The following is an 18,575-nucleotide window of genomic DNA, read 5'->3' as shown; positions in this document are numbered from 1 at the left end:
TAAAGCACAAAGCAAATCGCAAGGCGCGTCGAAGGGTGCGACGCAAGGCATGAAGCAGACTAAGAAAAAGCAGGGCATGTTCTCGCAGATCATACGTATTTATAAGTACACGCATTCTGACGATAAGCAGCTGCCTTTGTGGTTGTCTTGCGCGTTTGCTGCGCCGATTTTGGTTGCTGTAATTCTTGGAATTGCATCTCGTTGGTCCATTTTGATGTGGATTATGATGCTTATTACAGCGGTGATGCTTGGTTTGCTGCTGTTTACTGTTGTGCTTACGAAGCGTGCAGATAAAGTTGGTTACGCAAAGTTGGAAGGTCGTCCGGGTGCGGCTGCCGGCATTATTTCTGCGATTAATAAGGGCGGTTTTACTTTTCCGCAGCAGCCTGTGTGGGTGGATGCGCGCACGAAGGATGCGCTTTGGCGAGGCACTGGTTTTAACGGAATTTTCCTCGTTGGTGAGGGTAATTACGAACGTTTAATGCATGCTATGGATCGACAGGAGCACGCTATTAAAAGCGTTACTGCCGGATCTAATATACCTGTATACCGTATTGCTGTTGGTAATGGCGAAAATCAGGTGAAGCTTAAAGAATTGCGCGGAAAGGTGTTGCGCTCGAAGACGCTACAGCCTGTGAAGCACAAGTTTGCGTTGTTTGATAAAATTCATCCGAACCGCCGATTCTTCCTTACTAAGACGGAGCTTGCGATTTTGAATGAGCGTTTGCGCACGTTGCAAAGCAAGAGTGGATTTGGCATTCCGAAGGGAATCGATCCAACGCGTCCGCAGCGCATCAGCCGTCGTGCAATGCGCGGTAAGTAAATTATTCTTGCGACGGATTGGCGACAGTTACTTTACGTAAATGTGAAGGAACTGTCGCTTTTTTGATGAGATTTCGACATTTTCTGTACATGGCTGTAAAGTTTTGGTCGGAATTTGGCTGGGAAGCGGCATAAACTTTACACCGCTGCACAGTTTCTGCCGTTTTTTAGCGCGTAGGCGACCTTTATTTTACACGCGCGTAAAGTTTCTGCCGGGATTGCGCACGTAGGCGGCATAAACTGTACACCGCTGTAAAGGAACTGTCGTGCGTAAACAATTAGTCTCGTTGCGGCGTGCGTCTACGCGCTGCCGTACAATCGTCAATCGACACGGGTGCTCTGTGTTCTCGCTTATGTAAGCGTGAACATTCAGAGCTGAGAGAAAACCGCTTGAACGTGAATCCGGGTAATACCGGCGCACGGAGGTCTGTTTTTCCCGTGCCTGGAGAGGTGTTGCAAGGTTTCTTTGTAACGCAAAGTATTGCATGTAACGCATCGCAATGTAACGCGTTTGACGCACAGCATCGTAATGTACACATGTAACGCAAAATATTGCATTGCGCACAATGTAACGCATTGCAACACGTAACAAGAAAGGCACATTTTTATGTCAGAAGAAAATTATCAGTCCAACATGCAGTGGCGTGTTGCAGACATCGCAGTTGCTTCCGTAATTGGCGTTGTTTCTGCTTTTATTTATTGGGTTGTTGCCATTTTTAGTGAGGTTCCATGGACTGCGCTAAACAGCATTCTTCCAGGTTTTGCAGGTCTTATTAACGGTCTTTGGCTCTTCGCTGCTCCTTTGGCCGCAGTAATCGTGCGTAAGCCGGGTGCTGCTATTTACGCTGAAGTCGTAGCTGGCGTGCTCGAAGCTTTGATGGGCAATCAGTGGGGTGGTGCTGAAACCTTCGCTATTGCAGTGGTTCAGGGTCTGTTTGCTGAAATTGCGTTCATTATTTTCGCTTACAAGAAGTGGAATTTGAACACAATGATTCTTTCCGGCGCATTGACTGGCATTGGTTGCTGGGGTTACACCTTCCTCGGTAAGTTGCAGGCTGTTAGCGTATTCGGCAAGTATGGTCTTCCATACTTCGCCAGCACAGTGGTTTCCGGAATTGTGTTTGCTGGTGTTTTAATGTGGTTCTTGTATGTGGGAATCGCTAAGACCGGCGCGTTGGATCAGTTTGCGTCCGGTCGCGAAATACGCGAAAAATAGCGAATAACGTATTCGCAAAAATTAAAAATCTATCATTGCCATAAAGGATTTACTATGCCTGATGCTGTTAAATCGCAAGAATCTGAAACTTTCCTTCCATCAGCTTCAAGCAATTGCAATAGTGACAGCAGCGCTAATAACGCTAATAAAGCTAGCAAAGCTAATAACGCTGAGCTTCGTTTTGAGCATTGGGGTTATCGTCATGCTTCCCGTCGCGCTTTTGCTGTGCGCGGGTTGGACCTCACAATTAAGGCGGGGCAGCGCGTGTTGCTGCTTGGTGCATCAGGCATCGGTAAATCCACGATTTTAAGCGGCGCGGCAGGTCTTATTGGCAATGATTTTGTGGCGAAAAATAGCGCAAAAGATAGCGTAGAAAATAGCGAAGATGGCGCAAAATCCCAGCAAACCACTCTCGTCGAAGATGCCGATGGTGGTGTGAGCGAGGGTTGCGTTTTGGTTGACGGCGTGCCGGTTCGACGTGCGCGCGGTCGCGTTGGTTTGGTTTTGCAAGATCCGGATGCACAGGCGATTTTCCAGCGTTTGGGGGATAACGTTGCGTTTGGTCCGGAAAATATGAACGTTCCGCGCGGTGAGATTTGGGATCGCGTGCGCAAAAGTCTTAAAGAAGTTGGGTTGGATGGCTTGCAATTGCATCGCTCAACTTCGCATTTAAGTGGCGGTCAGATGCAGCGTTTGGCGCTTGCTGGCGCGCTCGCTATGCAGCCGAGTGTGCTGCTTTTGGACGAGCCGACTGCGAATTTGGATCCGGATGGCACGCAGCAGATTGTTGGTGCTGTGCGCGCGGTCTTGGATTCGACGCATGCCACGATGGTGCTTGTGGAGCATCACGCGGAGCCATGGATTGACATGATTGACCGCGTGGTTGTGCTTGGGCTTGAGAATGATGAAGCTGCGAACGGAAAAGCTGCGAACAACGAAACCGTTCACGATGACGATATTGCGCGCGCGGCTTCTTCGCGCACGGTGATTGTGGCGGACGGCACGCCAGACGATGTGTTTAATCGCACCGATTTGGACTTTGAGGATCTGGGTATTTGGCTTCCGGAGCGTTACAAGCACAACGCAAAGTCTTCCGAAAAATCTTCCGCAAATGCGGAATCTCCTGAAAATTCTTCCGCAAGTAATTCTTCCGTAAGTAATTCTTCCGCAAATGCAGAATCTTCTGAAAAATATTACGAAAACTGCAATCCAGCGGAAGGCTACGGAGAAGTGCTACTTTCCACGAAGGACCTCGCAATCAGCCATAATAGCGAGCCGATTGCGCGTCACATCAATCTTGAGTTTAAAGCCGGGCAGATTACGGCTTTGGTCGGCGCGAACGGTGCTGGAAAATCAACGCTTTCGCTCACTTTGGCTGGTCTTTTGCCGGCAGTAAGCGGCGAGGTTGTGGCGAGTGATGCTCTTGCTCAAGGCGCGAATGGTACGGATCCAATGAAGTGGAAGTCGCCTGATTTGGCGAAGCGCATTTCGTACGTTTTTCAGAATCCGGAGCATCAGTTTGCGTGTGGTTCGGTGTTGGATGAGGTTATGTTGGGACCGCTTCGCACGGGTGTTTCGGCGGATGAGGCGCGCGCGAAGGCTCAGGAGTTGCTGAAGCGATTCCGTCTGGCTCGTTACGCGAAGGCGAATCCGTACACGCTTTCGGGAGGTGAAAAGCGTCGTCTGACTGTGGCAGCGTCGCTTGCTGCGGCTCCGCGTGTGCTGATTTTGGACGAGCCGACTTTTGGGCAGGACCGCAAAACTTGGTTGCAAATTATTCGCTTGATTGCAAGCCTTCGTAGCGGGGGTGTGAGCATTATTGTGGTGACGCACGACCGTGAGCTGGTTGAGGCGTTGGGTGCGCGCTTGGTTGAACTTGTGCCGGATGCGAAAGCTGAAGCTGCTGAAATGAGTGCTGCTGAAGCTGCTGGTTCTGGAGCGAGTGCTGCTGAAGTGAGTGCTGCTGAAGCAAAATCTACCGAAGCGCTTGCTGTGAAATCTACCGAAGCGAGTGCTTCCGAAGCGCTTTCCGCAACTACCGGCGCAACAGACATTTCGCGTATCAAAGTGAGCGCTGTAAACAATCGCGACGAGGAAGCGAAACTTTCAAGCAAATCGCCGCTTCTTGCGTCAATTAATCCAGTATTTCGCATTTTTGGAGCGTTCGCGGCTTCGATTCCGCTACTTTTTACGCTTGATTGCGTTTCTGCTTCGGTTGCGTTGCTGCTGGAATTTGTGATTTTTGCGTGCATTAAGCTTCCGCCATGGCGTGTGATTCGCCTTTCGTGGCCTGTGTGGGTGGGCGCGCCGACTTCCGCGCTCACTGTGTTGCTATACGGCAAAAGTGGTGGAAATACTTGGTTCCAGTGGTGGCTGATGCATGCTACGGATCGTTCGGCTATGCTGGCTGTTGCAACTTCGCTTAGGATTTTGGCGATTGGCGTGCCGTCGATTGTGATGGTGATTGGGCTTGATGCTACGGATTTGGCGGATGCTTTCAGTCAGGTGCTACATTTGCCGGATCGATTCGTGTACGGCGGTTTGGCTGGAATTAGGCTGTTTGGCGTGCTGCAGGATGATTGGGCGGCGCTGACTGCGTCGAGGCGTTCGCGCGGTTTGGGTGATGAACATCGCGTGAGGGCGTTCTTCCCGCAGTCGTTTGCGCTGCTTGTGCTTTCGATTCGACGTTCGACGACGCTCGCCACGGCTATGGAAGCGCGCGGTTTTGGGGGAGTTGGTGCGCGTTCGCACGCTCGCGTGAGTCGTGTGCGTGCACGCGACTGGTGGATTTTTGCTGTGTGCGCGATTGTGTCGTCGGTTGCTGTTGCGGCTGCGCTTTATTTCGGCACCTTCGCCTTCCTCGGCGGCGCGTGATGGCTGTGCGCGCGATTGCGTGCGCAGGCGGCATAAACTGCGCGCGGCTGTAAACTTTCTGCCGTTTTTTCGTGCGTAGCCGACCTTTATTTTACATGGCTGCACAGTTTTTGCCGTTTTTTCGTGCGTAGCCGACCTTTCCTTTACACCGCTGTAAAGTTTCTGCCGCTTTTTGCTTCGCATCCCCAGTCACAATCTAGTTTCTAAAGCACAACCATACTAACCTGCCCTGCCTTCGTAATAAAGCCGCAGGCAGACCTCGCTTGCGTTGAAAGCACACTGTGCTTTCAACCCTGAGCAAGCTCGGCGCTCCGAGTTACTTTCGCGCGCGCTGTGCTGCGCTCAAGCAGGTCGTCGCGCATCCTCACTAGCGTGTATACTTTCTCGAGTTGTGGGCTTGTAGCTCAGTGGATAGAGCGTCTGCCTCCGGAGCAGAAGGTCGTGGGTTCGAACCCCATTAAGCCCACTTTTGATTTTTCTACTTTCCCTACTTATCGTCGTAGTGGCCTCTGCAGGCGTAGATTATAATCGAGTCATCTGTAAATGAGTAAACGATTCTATCCTTATCGTTTACTCGTCTACTCCAGCAGCCAGAATAGTTTCCTTTGAGTGGTTCAGGCTTACCTTTTCCGTCTATTGGATTCCGCATAATCTCTTTAATAATATTGTTGAGCTTTTTGCGAGTTTTATTATCGCTTTCCCAATAGAGATAGTCGTTCCAGGCATCTGGAGTCCAAGCAATCTTTCTCATTGTTTGAACCCTACGTCCTAATCCATTATTAGATTGTGCTCTTCGAGCTTGATGGTTCCATTTCTCACACCGTCAATCTGCGATTTCAAATATGCTTGATTTGACGGTTCGTAAAACGGATCTAGCGAAAAATCTAGCGGTATCCTCTTTTCGCGACCAATCGTTTTAATAAACACGTTCAGCGCGGCGCTCATAGAGATTCCGAGCTCCTTGCAAACTCGTTCCGCGTTGAGTTTGTCTTCTTTCTTTGCTCGAAAGTTTACGTTTACTATATCTGTTGTTGCTGTAGTCATTTTGACTCCTATGTCTATGGTGAATTTTGTACTTTTTCTCATACTCTCATATAAGTATACAATAATTCTATATAATGTAACGTAAATATCATTAATTATGCAAGCAATTATTGATGATTTTAGCGCGCGACGACCTGCTTGAGCGCTGCGATTTAGCGCGCGAAAGCAACTCGGAGCGCCGAGCTTGCTTAGGGTTGAAAGCACGGTGTGCTTTCAACGCAAGCGAGGACGTGAACGCGGTTAATCCGCGCGAGCGACACGACCTGCCTTTTCGCTTGGAGCGTAGCGCGCGGCTGCACAGTTTCTGTCGCAATTCCGTCATTTCGCGACATTTATTTTACGCGGCTGCACAGTTTCTGTCGCTTTTTGGCGCGTAGGCGACATAAACTGCGCGCGGTTGAGTCGTTTCGGTCGTGCCTGTCTACTCGTTGCTTTTCCTGTACTGTTTTGTAGAATAGTTGTATATGCGCTGATGCGTTTAAACGATGCGTTTATATGTGATTTGCGTGATTTTAGTAACTTAGTGATTTGTTTCTGTGATTTTGCAGTGTTGCTTGTGATTTTGCAGTGTTACTTGTGATTTATGGGTCTTGTGTTAGAAGTTACGTTTTTGTTGCACTGCGCTAGGTTTTACGCACATTTTTAGGAGTGATCTTATGGTAGAGGGGAATAAAAATTTAATTATCGCTGACTCTAAAAACGCGTCTGTTGGAATGATAATAGACGCTGAAATAATAAAAGAGAAGATTTATAACATTCGTAATCAAAAAGTCATGCTTGATTTTGAGCTTGCTGAAATATATGGGTATGAAACGAAAAATTTCAATAGACAGATTAAGAATAATATTGAAAAGTTTGAGGGCGAAGATTTTATGTTTCGGCTAACTGCTGACGAGTTCAAAAACTTGAGGTGCAAAAATTCTACATCAAGTTGGGGTGGTCGCAGAAAGCTTCCATATGCTTTTACGGAGCAAGGTATTTATATGCTCATGACTGTGTTAAGAGGCGAACTTGCCATAATTCAGTCGAAAGCGCTTATTAGAACCTTTAAGCAAATGAAGGATTATATTGTTGAAAACAGGGATTTTATTGGCGCGAATGAGTTAGCGCAGTTGGCGATTCAAACGAATCAGAATACTAAAGATATAGCGGAAATAAAATCTCAAATGGCAACGAAGGAAGATTTTAATAAGGTAATGGATAATTTTATTAATCCAGATTCGTATAAGCATTTTCTTCTTATGGACGGCAATAAAATAGAAGCGGATCTTGCGTATTGCAAAATATATAAATCAGCTAAGAAAAGCATTTACGTTGTAGATAATTATATTGGTCTTAAAACTTTGGAACTATTACGTTTTGCTGGTGAAGGGGTGGGAATAGTAGTTTTTAGTGATAATGCTAGGAATAAGAATATGCTTACGGAAAGCATGTTGGGAGATTTTGTAAGCGATTATCCTGGTGTTGATTTGAAGTTTAAGACTGCTGGCAGAAAGTATCACGATAGGTATGTGGTTATAGATTATGGAACGGATGATGAGGCTGTTTACGTTTGTGCGCGACGACCTACCTTTGCGCTTAAAGCGTAGCGCGCAAAGGTAATTCGGAGCGCTGAGCTTGCTCAAAGTTGAAAGCACGGTGTGCTTTCAATGCAAACCTGCCCTGCCTTCGTCAATAAAGACGAAGGCAGGGCAGGTTTGTGTGGTGGTTCATTGTGAATTCGGTTGTGTTTTGTGTGCGTGCGTATGCGGCATAAACTGCGCACGGCTGCACAGTTTCTGCCGTTTCTTCCGGCTCCGCACTTCTGCTCGCGCTTTCTGTCTGCACTCGCGTAAAGTTTTTGCCGGATTAAGGTGCGCAAACGACCGTTTCTTTACATAGCTGTAAAGCTTTTGCCGTTTTTTGGCGCGGAAACGACTTTTTCTGTACATGTGCGTAAAGTTTCTGCCGGAATCTGGCTGGGAAGCGGCATAAACTGCGCACGGCTGTAAAGTTTCTGCCGGAATCTGGCTGGGAAGCGGCATAAACTGCGCACGTGTGTAAAGTTTCTGCCAGATTTTGGTGCGTAGACGACCTTTATTTTACACCGCTGTAAAGTTTCTGCCGGAATCTGGCTGGGAAGCGGCATAAACTGCGCACGTGTGTAAAGTTTCTGCCGGATTTTCTTTCTGACGCGATGACATGCTTGAGTGCTGCACAGTATATATAGCAGCATGGCATATAGTGACGAAGCACACAGTATATATAGACGAATCATACAGCAGCACGGCATATAGTGACGAATCTCACACGCCACACAGCAGCGAAGTACACAGCACACAATACACACAGTATATACCAGCACAGTATATACCAGCACAGTATATAGCGGTGCGATGCGTGCATTATAACAACATGTAGTACTTTGGGTTGGGAAAGTGGTCGGTTTTTAGACACGCCGAAGACGCGATTTTTGCGTTTTGTCGTCGGAAATTATTCATTATAAATGCGTTTTACAGTAGATTTTTTAGCAAAATCCGCAAATTATAGAAATTTTTTATATGCACGAATCTAACACGTGTTTTGCTTGAAATCCTTCATGGGGGGGGGGTATAAATATTAGAGGCTTTTCAGCAACCATGCTTGCATATAGGGCATACAGGTATGTTATAATGACTACCTGTGGTTGGCTCTGTCTATGGCATTTGCAGTAGTGTGCGTACAAGGTTTTAGTACGCTGAGCATTGGCATCATATGCAGGTTGGGTACGTGAAGTCTTAAAGATTAGAGAGTTGGAATTTGGGATATACTGCGGCTTGTGCAGCGGTTGAGGACTAGGAAGGCGAGAAAATGTTACCAGCAAAGTTCCGTGGATTCGCATCACGCGTGGGTCGTCTTGCGTCGCGCGCTTTGGTCTGGCGTAAGACCAGCGCTGACGGCGCCGTTCGTACTTCCAGCACCGCAGTTATTTCTTCCAGCAATGCCAATACTTTCGGCACTGCCAGCACTTCTTTCGACAATGCAGTCACTTCCAGCAGCGCAGCTAATTCCGGCAGCGTTACCATCGCTCGCGCAGCACGCCCATCTCACACTCTTCGCCGCGCGCTCTTCGCAATGTTCGTAGCCGCTGCAACCATAGTAACCATGCTCATAGTGCCGCCGGCACACAATGCGAAAGCTGATCAGGCTTGGTGGGATAAATCAGGTAACGGTTTTTTCACTCATAATGGTTATTGGGTTGGTGACGCTCAGAGAGATATTGATCTTTCATATCCTGAAATAGAGACTGTTAATGATAATGGTCGTATCAGGAGAAAGATAACTTGGAAAGTAACTTTTAATGCCAACAGTTTAGCACTTAAAAGAATGGGCTCATCGCAATTCAATGCTGAAAATATTGGAAATCAGAAATCTGATGGTCAGGCTTGGGATGGTAGAAGCTACATCTACGTATATCTTCCGAGGGGTATTGATGACTCTAGTGTTCATGTTTATCGTGAATTTACAAAACGAAGTTTGTTGCCTGGGCAAACTAATTTTAACTGGTCGTTACAGGGAGATGAGAAGAATCCAGGAGAATTTAATGCAGGTTGGACCAGATGGACATATACCTATGCTGATGGGTGGAAATTTCAAAACGATTGGAATTTATCTTTAGGAAACCTTGGACAAGGTAAAGATCCGAAGGATCAATTTAAAGATCAATTTGATACTTGTGAAGTTAAAAAATGGAAAGAACACGGAGATTTTTCTCGTGTGTTGATTTCTCGAGAGAACGGTGATACCGTAACTGCGTATCGATGGACAGTTTCTGCTTATCTTGATGATTCTGTAACTGTTCCAGAAAACCTTCCATTCATTGCAGGATTTAGATCAGATGATAGTGATAAGCACAAGTTTGCGATCATGGGTCCTTATGATACAGATGGCGATGGTTTCCCTGATTTATGGGAGCACGCTCATAACACGAATCCTGATTCTTGGGATGAACTACGGTATCCAGAGCCGAAAGGTGCGTTTGGTAGATTCGATGACGGCAAAGATTATAACGCTGTTTATGGTAAACCTTATTCGCAAAAACCATTTATGTATACCGGTAAGTGGGTTGGTGATTCTGTAAAAGGTCATTTCGAATACAATAAGGATAAAAATCCGAAGCCTACAAACCCTAAGGACTATAAAACAGAAGATATACCACAAAATGGCATAGCATATGTGTTTACTAATCAAAAACTACCTGACGGAGTCCGGCGTGTGTGGAGTAGTAACAATATGCAGGATGGTGATGTATACCTCAATGAATTCACTGGTGAGGTCATATACAAACCTAGGAAGCAGGATGCGGGTAAGACTGTAACCTTTAATATAGGTATAAATTATCCTGATCCATCTTTCTATAACTGCAAGAAATCACAGGTTAGTGTATCTAAAAAGGTCGTTTTCAAAGTTAAGAAGATGTCGCAGTTGTACAACCCAGTGTATGCAACAAAGGATATGTATGCTGGTACTCAGGATTTTTCTGATAGACCTACCAGTGATGGATCGTATGGATCTATAAAGGGTCCTTTACCTGAAGGTACTACTTTTGCAATAGGAAAGTATAATCACGGAATAGAACCTTTATCGTGGTCTGCAATTCAACCACAAGATACTAAGACTGGTTCTGTATATTTTTACCCTAACAAGTGGCTTAGTGCAAGTAAACCAAATGATCCTTATAAGACACCAGTAATAGTTACATATCCTGATGGATCAAAATCTACAGATAAAGATTCTATTACTCAGGGTAATCCTGTTTATGCGAAGGTAAATTTAAAGCGTCATGATCCTGGCACTGGTGACTTGCAGCTCCATATTGCTAGGAACCAAAATGGTCAAGAGATTAACTACAACAATGGATTCGTATTCCGCAAGAATCGTGATGTTAATCCACAGCCATGGATAGATTCTTGGTCAGTGCAGGAGCCTGGCGATATTAAGATTCGCTCTGTGTGTGCTGATACTACAAGTCCTACGAATATTAAGTTTTATCTTGACGGTATTAATGGAATAAAAATAAATGGCGAAAAACCGTGGCCTCATGCTACTGATGAGGAACAGGAAAAGTGTCGAAATGGTCAGGGTTGTGTAGCAAACAAATTATTTGATAGCACTGGCAATACCATGGAGCGTACGCGTGGTAGCATCACAGGAAAGCCACTAAAGATTGGTAATTATCAGTGCACTGTGTATGCTTTGAAGCCTAAGGCTTTGAAGAAATTTGAGGATGCTGCTAACAAGAATAAGGATATTAGCAGCAAAGACGGTTCTTCTACCAATATCATTAGTTCGGATACCTTCAATGGGTTAAGAGAAGATATTGATTATACATCTAGGACTGTGCCAATTAAGGTTCACTCCGACGCGCATTATTATAATCCTCAATACGATAAGGTATATGTGCAGGCTGGTGGTAAGTCTAAAGAATCGGCTGCTCCAGTAAGCCATTCTGGTGCTAACGGCGTGGAAGGTAACGACAAGAGTCAAAAGGATCTTGTGCAGGATGGTACTAGATTGCCAAAAGGCACTTGGTTTGAGTTAAAAAAGTATCCTAAAGATAGTAAAAATCATGTTCTTACATGGTATAAATTTGTCAACAAACAAAGTAACAAGAAAACAGGCGAGGATAAGCCTGAAGATAGTACTTCTGACGCTAGATATGGCAAAGTTACTTTTTCTCCAGAAGGAACTGTAAGGCTTGGTGAATATTTTGCTCCTGTAATTGTGCATTATCCAGATGGTTCCACTTCTGAAGATCCGGATTCTGGTAATCTTGGCAAGCCTGTATATGCGCCTGTAGAGGTAACTAGTCAACCGATCCAAAAAAATGATTTAAAGCTCAATGTTTATTCGCAATATGGCGGAAGACGAATTGAAGACAATGATAAAAATGGTATGCGTTTCCGTAAAGATGAAGTGTTAGGCGAAGCTACTGGTAACACTAAGCCAATGTTCTTTGACTCATGGTCAAGTGCTAAGCAAGGAAAAATTTATCAGCGCATGCTTTGCTATAAAAAGAATCCACAAACTGGTAAACCTGAAAGCTATAAGATTGATGGTATTAATGGTTTGACACTTGCTGGTCGAAAAGGTAATACTACAAGCGGTGAATTTATTGATAAGCAGCCATCACAATGGACGAGAGCTACTGAAAAGAATAAGTATGAATGTAAGGTTCATGGTAAAAACTGCAACCGTAACCTTTACTTATACGGTGATGAGCATGATACAGTAGAGCGCACTTGGGGTTGGTTACATGGCAAGGTTAAGGAAAATGGCGACTTTGTGTGCACTGTGTACGCTATTAAAGACCTTGAAAATAAAGATGGTAAGCATGGTAATTTACAAAATAAGTTTGATAAAGCTGTAAATGACTTTGTAAAGAAACCTGGTGATCGCAAGTTTGAAGAGGTTATTAAATCAGTCTTAACAGATAAGCCGGGTGGTAAAGATAGTCTTCAAGAAGCCACTCAAAGGCATATCGATTGGGATTCGGTAACCTTCCCAATTCATGTGCATAGTGATGCTCACTATTACAACCCAGAGTATAAGGCTATTAGTATGGAGGCTGGTACTAAAAAAGCCACTGAGGTGCCTAAGAGCAAGAAGAATGCTAACGGTGCTGATAAGTCGCAAGACGATGTGAAAGAAGGCGACTTGCCGGACGGCACTTGGTTTGAAAAGAATGGTTTAAGTTATGCATTCTTTGAGGATGGTCAAGACAATAAAGCTGACTCTGGTGATTCAGCTAAAAATGGCACGGGTCAGTTTGGTAAGGTTACGTTCCGACCGCACAGGTGGTTCCCTGTTGCTCCTGACCAAACGCAGGTTATAGTGCATTATCCGGACGGTTCTAAATCAACAGATTCAGATTCTGGAAACAACGGCAAGCCTATTTATGCGAGTGTGAAGGTTACTCGATCACATGATGAGACTCCTGATAATTTGCACTTGAATGTTGGCGATAAAGAAGGTAGTGGCAACTGGTCTAATACTACAATCAAACTCACTAAGGGCGAGGAGTTAAGTGCTTCTAAACAGACGACTCGTTGGCTTGATTCTTGGTCCGTGTATAAGCCTGGAAAAATCAATTTGCGCACAATCTGCTATAAGATCAATTCAGACGGCACTAAGTCTCACTACCAGTCGGGCGGTATTGCCGGCATTACGATGCAGGAAGTTAAAATTTGGGAGCATACAGAGAATGCGCAACAGCAGAAAGACTGCGAGAAGGATAGCAGACAGTGCCACCCTGATAGGCAGCTGTATGACGATTACATTACGAATGGTAACTCACGCGACACAACTGAGCGTACTCGTGGATGGATTAAAGGCAAGGCTAACGAATCTGGTGACTACGAGTGCGTAGTGTATGCGATTAAGCAAAAGCAGTTTAAGGACGATACCAATAATTTGCTTGATAGATTCGATGCAGCTGTAGCAAAACTCAACAAAGATGCAAGTAAGAATAACACTGATCCGTTGCAAAACTTCAAGTGGAAACTTGATGGTGATAACGGCAGCAAAAACGCGGTTGAAGGCATTGACTATGCGAAGCGCCCAATACCAATTAAGATTCACAACGAAAACCACTTCTACAACCCGAAGTACGTTGATGTGAACGTTACGGCTGGTCAAAAGGTTGAGAATGCTGTGCCTCAAAGCGTTAAGAGCGCTAACGGTGCGGATAAATACCAGGATGCTGTGAAGGCTGGCGCGCTGCCGGATGGCACTTGGTTTGAGTTTAAGGATTCTGCGAACGGCTTTGAGGTAAATGATTACGGTACTAAGGGCAAGAGTGTGTCTTTAGACTGGTCGTATTGGGCTTCCGCTGCTGGTAACACCGGTGAGCAAAGCAATAAGCCTGACGATCCTACCAAACAAAAGAGTGGCAAGCACAGTGCCAAGGATGACGGCACGCGTTACGGCAAAGTGACCTTCCATCCAGATCAATCTGTTGCGCCTAAATCGTACTTTAAAGAGATTGTCATCCATTATCCGGATGGCTCCACTTCGGAAGAGTCGGATTCCGGAAACAACGGCAATCCTGTGTATGCGAAAGTTACGGTTTCAGGTTTGGGCAGTGGTGCCGACAAGGATCTTAAGATGACATTGCTAAGGTCTCAAGATGCTGATCCTGTTGACACTCTTGGTGGAGGTCATTCTCTTACTGTTATGAGCGGCACGAGCCTTACTAAGAACCCGTATGTGCTCGCGTGGAGCTTGAAGGATCGTAGCAATATTTCATTGCGCATGATGTGCACTAAGCAAGGCGAGGAAAAGTGGAGTCGCGGGCTTGACGATACACTCAATATGCACCTGAACCAGAATTATGGCGAAAGTGTAAAGCCGTGGACTTTTGCAACTGCTGATCAGCGAAAGTCTTGCAGTGAGAACAGTAATAATTGCATAGCTAACTTGCTGTATGGATTCACGAAGAATAAAGATCCGAACAGCATAGAAAGCGCTGTGTCTCGCAGTGAAGACGATATTGCTGGCGTACCTCAAAAGGCTGGAAATTACACGTGCGCTGTGTTTGCGTTGAAGCCGAATGCACTAACGGTGTTTAATAACACTGTTGATGCTGGGCTTAGTGCTGATAAAAAGTATTCGTCTACAAATATGCAAGCAGCTCAGCTTGCCGGCGTAACCGTTGGAAAAGACTGGAACAGAATTGCTGTTAATGTGACCGTGATCGATCCACCTAAATTCGCACTGCCAAAGACCGGCGGAATGAACTGGAACGTGCTGCTTGGTGCGTTTGCTGTGATTGGCACGGGCGTGATGGCGGCTGGGTTCTTCCTTGAGCAAACCAAGTGGGGGCGCGCGATGCTTGATGCGTTGCTGCGTAAGACACTGATTAAAGATTTTATCTGCAAAACTGCCAAAAAGCTTCGCGCTTTAAGGCGACGTAGCGAAAGGTGGCGATGCTGATGAAAACATTTGCACGCAATCCTGCTAGCCGGCTAGTCGTAAGACGTAACTGACTGCAAGCTTGCAGTGCGATTCTCGCTAAAACTTGTTGCGCAATGCGACGCGCGCAAACAGTGGCTAGCGGAAAACGGTGGCTAGTTCACATACCCTGGTGCGCGGCAAAAAAGTAGCTAGCGGCAAACAGTGGCTAGATCACTGAATGCGGCACGCGTACGGAATGTGGCTCTCACTCGCAAGTTGTGAGAACCTCTGCATGTGGGAACCTCTGAATGTGGTCACACTCGCAAACCGCAACACAAAATAAAACAATAAACGTATTTTCCTCAAAACCTGCCCACAAGGGCACTGAACAAAGGAGAAGAAAGTGAATAAATTCACTAAACAATGCGTGGCGGCATTCGCCTCGCTCGCAATGACTGGCACGCTGTGCGTCGCCGGCGCCGTGGTGGCAAACAACGTGGCATTTGCTACGGGTGCTGACCAAACAGCTGCTAAGCCAGCACCTTGGTCTGCGGATGGCCAGAAGCTGAAGGGTACTATCACCATTCACAAGCAGGATGATACTACTAAAAAAGGTATTAAAGGTGCTAAGTTCACCATTCAGAAGGTTACTGCTATTAAGACTAGTGCACAGGATACCAAGCCTCTTAGTGTAGATTTAAAGTCTGTGGATGGTTGGACTGAGCTTGCTAAGAAAGTTAAGCAGCTTAATGCAAGTCCTCTTAAGGAAGATCTGCTTACATTAGATACCGCAAAGAACCAGGCTACTGGTCAAGATGGTAATGCTAAATTTAATGACCTTGACTTGGGCTTGTACTTGGTAAAGGAAACGACTCCACCTACTGGCTATACGTCTGATGTTGTTCCATTCTTCATGACGGTTCCAGAGATTACTCGCGAGAAGAGCGCTACTAATAACACGTACACTTACGATGTTGAAGTAACTCCTAAGAACCACAACGTGAAGAACGCTATTAACAAGACAGCTGATACCAAGGATATGGTTGGTGTTGGTGATGTTTTGCCATACACGATTGATGCTACGCCAAACAAGACTAAGGCAACCAACCTTAAAGATGGTAAGGCTACGGATCTTACTGTTGATGATCTTAAGGGTTATGCAATCTTCGATGACGCGTTGACTGCGGCATATGACAATGCTAATGAAAGTGCTGTTACTGAAGTTAAGGTTGATGGCGTGGCTGATGCGTTAACAAAAGACACTGATTTTGAAGTAAAGAAAGTAACGAGTCCTATTGATGCCAATCGTACTCGTATTTCTGTTGTGTTTAAGGATGCTGGTCTTACAAAGATTGTTGAAAAGTTGAATGCGGTTACTGATAATAACCAACCAAAGGTTCATGTAACCTTTAAGTTCAAGATTTCTGCAAATGTTCCTACTGGTAGTGATAACAAGCTTATGAACAAGTATGGCTTCATTCCTGGCGGTAAGGATGGCGAAAACCATAATCCAATCGTGCCTGATACTCATACCGATACTGAGTTCCGTAAGTTCCACATCTTCAAGTATGACGGAACGAAAGATAAGACTGCTGCTGATGCCAAGCTTCAAGGTGCTAAGTTCAAGGTGTTTGCTGGAGCTACCGGAGTTGCTTCTGATGCCACGAATGATGCCAAGGCTCTTGCAGCAGCACAGAAGTGCGCTGATGATCCTACTGAAACTAACTGCTCAGCTGCTCTTAAAGGTTTTGATGAGAAGACTACTAACGCTAACGGTGTAACTGAGGACTACGTCGCTAAGGTTGGTCAGAAGTTCTACATTGTTGAGACTGCTGCTCCTGACAAGTATGCTCGTTCCACCAAGGTTTATGAAGTAACTTTGCAATCTGCTGCTAAGACTGCTAATGCTCAGAGTGTTGACATTGCTAACGTCCCAACTAAGGACGGTGGCTTCTGGTTCAACCTTCCAAAGACCGGTGCTGCAGGCGTGATTATCTTCGCTCTTGCTGGCATGTGCTTGGTTGCTGTTGGCATGTTCATCTTCTTGCGCAACCGCAAGAAGGATGAAGAGCAGCAGGCTGCCTGATTGTAGTTGGTGACTGCTGAGAAAAATCAGCAGTCACTGCTGCATGAATGTAAATATCTGTTTGCATGGCATAAATATTGGAGCTGGGTGCGACTTGTTGCTCCCGGCTCTATATTTGTGCGCTTTAATTGAACTAACTAGCGAGCGCAAAATAAATAAATCGTAAATCAAATCTAAATCCAACGAAAAACCCACGAAACGAGGAAGCATGAAATTAAACGACGCTGTTGCTAAAGTATATGCTTTCCTCAACAAAATCGCCCTTAATGCACCCATCGTAAGCAAGCTTTTCAAGAATCGCGCTTCTGAAACTAGCGCTGCTGAAACTGCTACTTCCGAAACTGTTACATCCGAAACTGTTACATCCGAAACTGTTACATCCGAAATTAATCCTGCAGATCAGAACTCTTCCGAGCAACCTTCCGCAAGTGCGCAACCTACCACAATCGCGCAAAAATCGCAGCAAAAAACCAATCAAAAATCCAAGCTCCGCCGCATCGTCGAGCCAATCGCATTCGTGTTGGCAGGTATTTTGTGCTTCAGTTACCCTGTTGTTTCAACGCTTTGGAACAATCGCGTGTCGAAGGAAATTTCTAACGCGTACGACAAGTATAACCACGATCAGGCTGGTGATGTGCGCCGCGCTCACATTCGCGCAGCGAAGCTTTACAATAAAACTCGCAAAAGCAAGCTTGCCGCGGATCCGTATGGTCCGGATGGGCAAAAAGACGTAACTAACACGCCTGAATACAAGCGTTATCTTAAGGCCCTTGAGGAGCCTATGGGCATTATCGGCATCGTAAAAATTCCGAAAATTGGTGTAAAACTTCCTATTTATCACGGTAGTTCGCAGGAAGTTTTGGCGCACGGCGCTGGTCATTTGTATGGCACGGATTTGCCGGTTGGTGGCAAGAACCGCCACACAGTTATTACCGCGCACACGGGTCTTGCTGACGCCACCATGTTTGACGATTTGGTGAATTTAAAGAAGGGCGACTACTTCTACCTCGACGTGCAAGGCGAAACTTTACGATACAAAGTGTTCCGCATCAGCGTTGTTGAGCCACACGATATTAGTTTGTTGCAGCGCGAAAAGGGGCGCGACTTGGCGACTCTGCTAACGTGTACCCCGTATGGTGTGAACTCGCATAGGCTTTTGGTGACGGGGTATCGTGTGCTGCCGGACCCTGTGAAGCCGCCGGATGACCACGTGCAATGGCCGCTTTGGATGACGCTATTCGTGGTTGCAATGGCGTTCTCATTGATTATTTTGTCCATGATGATTGCCGCTGCAACGTCTAAGCGAGGGCGACAGCTCGACATTCGCGGCAAGCATTTGCTGATTCTTTCGCGCAAAATGCTGCGTAAGTTGCGTCGCGAGTAACGCGACGACTGTGCGGTGAGCGTTGTGACTGCGCGCGCTAAATCGCAGCGCTAAAGCAGGTCGTTACTAACGCAGTCACTAATCTGTACCAGTAACAAAAAACGGCAGAAACTTTACAACCGCGCGCAGTTTATGCTGCTTCCCAACTAGATTCCGGCAGAAACTTTACGCGCGTGTAAAGAAAAAGTCGGCTACGAGCGAAAAAACGGCAGAAACTTTACAACCGCGCGCAGTTT

Annotated in this window: 9 protein-coding genes and 1 tRNA gene; 8 read left to right on the top strand and 2 right to left on the bottom strand. The window is 46.0% G+C overall.

Annotated elements, in window-relative coordinates:
* Positions 1–49 precede the first annotated feature (49 nt).
* The 4 genes from HXT43_RS04160 to HXT43_RS04145 all read left to right on the top strand — a co-directional run bounded on the left by HXT43_RS04160 (position 50) and on the right by HXT43_RS04145 (position 5,378).
* A complete protein-coding gene (locus HXT43_RS04160) occupies positions 50–823 on the top strand; it encodes a DUF4191 domain-containing protein (RefSeq protein WP_032835341.1) in 774 nt (257 codons plus the stop codon).
* 606 nt (positions 824–1,429) lie between these two features.
* Positions 1,430–2,038 carry an ECF transporter S component gene (locus HXT43_RS04155; RefSeq protein ID WP_004105192.1) on the top strand — a complete coding sequence of 203 codons (609 nt, stop codon included), beginning with the start codon at positions 1,430–1,432 and terminating at the stop codon, positions 2,036–2,038.
* Positions 2,039–2,092: 54 nt separating this feature from the next.
* Positions 2,093–4,912 (top strand): ATP-binding cassette domain-containing protein, encoded by a 2,820-nt coding sequence (locus HXT43_RS04150; RefSeq protein ID WP_174143469.1) that lies wholly within the window; start codon positions 2,093–2,095, stop codon positions 4,910–4,912.
* A gap of 393 nt (positions 4,913–5,305) precedes the next feature.
* Positions 5,306–5,378 (top strand) — tRNA-Arg (locus HXT43_RS04145).
* A gap of 21 nt (positions 5,379–5,399) precedes the next feature.
* Here HXT43_RS04145 and HXT43_RS04140 read toward each other — a convergent pair.
* On the bottom strand, positions 5,400–5,663 hold the full coding sequence (locus HXT43_RS04140) for a Txe/YoeB family addiction module toxin (RefSeq protein ID WP_080550925.1): 264 nt from the start codon (positions 5,661–5,663) through the stop codon (positions 5,400–5,402).
* A 17-nt stretch (positions 5,664–5,680) separates the two neighbouring features.
* Entirely contained in the window at positions 5,681–5,956 is a 276-nt protein-coding gene (locus tag HXT43_RS04135; protein WP_019260758.1) for a type II toxin-antitoxin system RelB/DinJ family antitoxin, read from the bottom strand.
* Between the two features lie 656 nt (positions 5,957–6,612).
* Between HXT43_RS04135 and HXT43_RS04130 the strand changes: the two genes are divergently transcribed.
* From HXT43_RS04130 to HXT43_RS04115, 4 genes are all read left to right on the top strand, one after another.
* On the top strand, positions 6,613–7,545 hold the full coding sequence (locus HXT43_RS04130) for an ORF6N domain-containing protein (RefSeq protein WP_415707203.1): 933 nt from the start codon (positions 6,613–6,615) through the stop codon (positions 7,543–7,545).
* A gap of 1,240 nt (positions 7,546–8,785) precedes the next feature.
* Positions 8,786–14,908 (top strand): Rib/alpha-like domain-containing protein, encoded by a 6,123-nt coding sequence (locus HXT43_RS04125; protein ID WP_415707201.1) that lies wholly within the window; start codon positions 8,786–8,788, stop codon positions 14,906–14,908.
* Between the two features lie 364 nt (positions 14,909–15,272).
* On the top strand, positions 15,273–16,955 hold the full coding sequence (locus HXT43_RS04120; RefSeq protein WP_421780925.1) for a SpaH/EbpB family LPXTG-anchored major pilin: 1,683 nt from the start codon (positions 15,273–15,275) through the stop codon (positions 16,953–16,955).
* A gap of 208 nt (positions 16,956–17,163) precedes the next feature.
* Positions 17,164–18,339, top strand: a complete 1,176-nt coding sequence (locus tag HXT43_RS04115; protein WP_004119160.1) for a class C sortase — start codon at positions 17,164–17,166, stop codon at positions 18,337–18,339.
* Positions 18,340–18,575 lie beyond the last annotated feature (236 nt).

It is taken from the genome of Gardnerella sp. DNF01195, from assembly GCF_049244175.1.
Classification (GTDB): domain Bacteria; phylum Actinomycetota; class Actinomycetes; order Actinomycetales; family Bifidobacteriaceae; genus Bifidobacterium; species Bifidobacterium leopoldii.
The sequence above is the reverse complement of the archived record's forward strand: the minus strand, read 5'-3'. Positions and strand labels throughout refer to the sequence as shown.

What these genes read in the sequence shown, in the direction of transcription:
- HXT43_RS04160 (WP_032835341.1), top strand. Translation starts at nt 50, where the DNA reads ATGAAGCAGACTAAGAAAAAGCAGGGCATGTTCTCGCAGATCATACGT.
- HXT43_RS04155 (WP_004105192.1), top strand. Translation starts at nt 1,430, where the DNA reads ATGTCAGAAGAAAATTATCAGTCCAACATGCAGTGGCGTGTTGCAGAC.
- HXT43_RS04150 (WP_174143469.1), top strand. Translation starts at nt 2,093, where the DNA reads ATGCCTGATGCTGTTAAATCGCAAGAATCTGAAACTTTCCTTCCATCA.
- HXT43_RS04140 (WP_080550925.1), bottom strand. Translation starts at nt 5,663, where the DNA reads ATGAGAAAGATTGCTTGGACTCCAGATGCCTGGAACGACTATCTCTAT.
- HXT43_RS04135 (WP_019260758.1), bottom strand. Translation starts at nt 5,956, where the DNA reads ATGACTACAGCAACAACAGATATAGTAAACGTAAACTTTCGAGCAAAG.
- HXT43_RS04130 (WP_415707203.1), top strand. Translation starts at nt 6,613, where the DNA reads ATGGTAGAGGGGAATAAAAATTTAATTATCGCTGACTCTAAAAACGCG.
- HXT43_RS04125 (WP_415707201.1), top strand. Translation starts at nt 8,786, where the DNA reads ATGTTACCAGCAAAGTTCCGTGGATTCGCATCACGCGTGGGTCGTCTT.
- HXT43_RS04115 (WP_004119160.1), top strand. Translation starts at nt 17,164, where the DNA reads ATGAAATTAAACGACGCTGTTGCTAAAGTATATGCTTTCCTCAACAAA.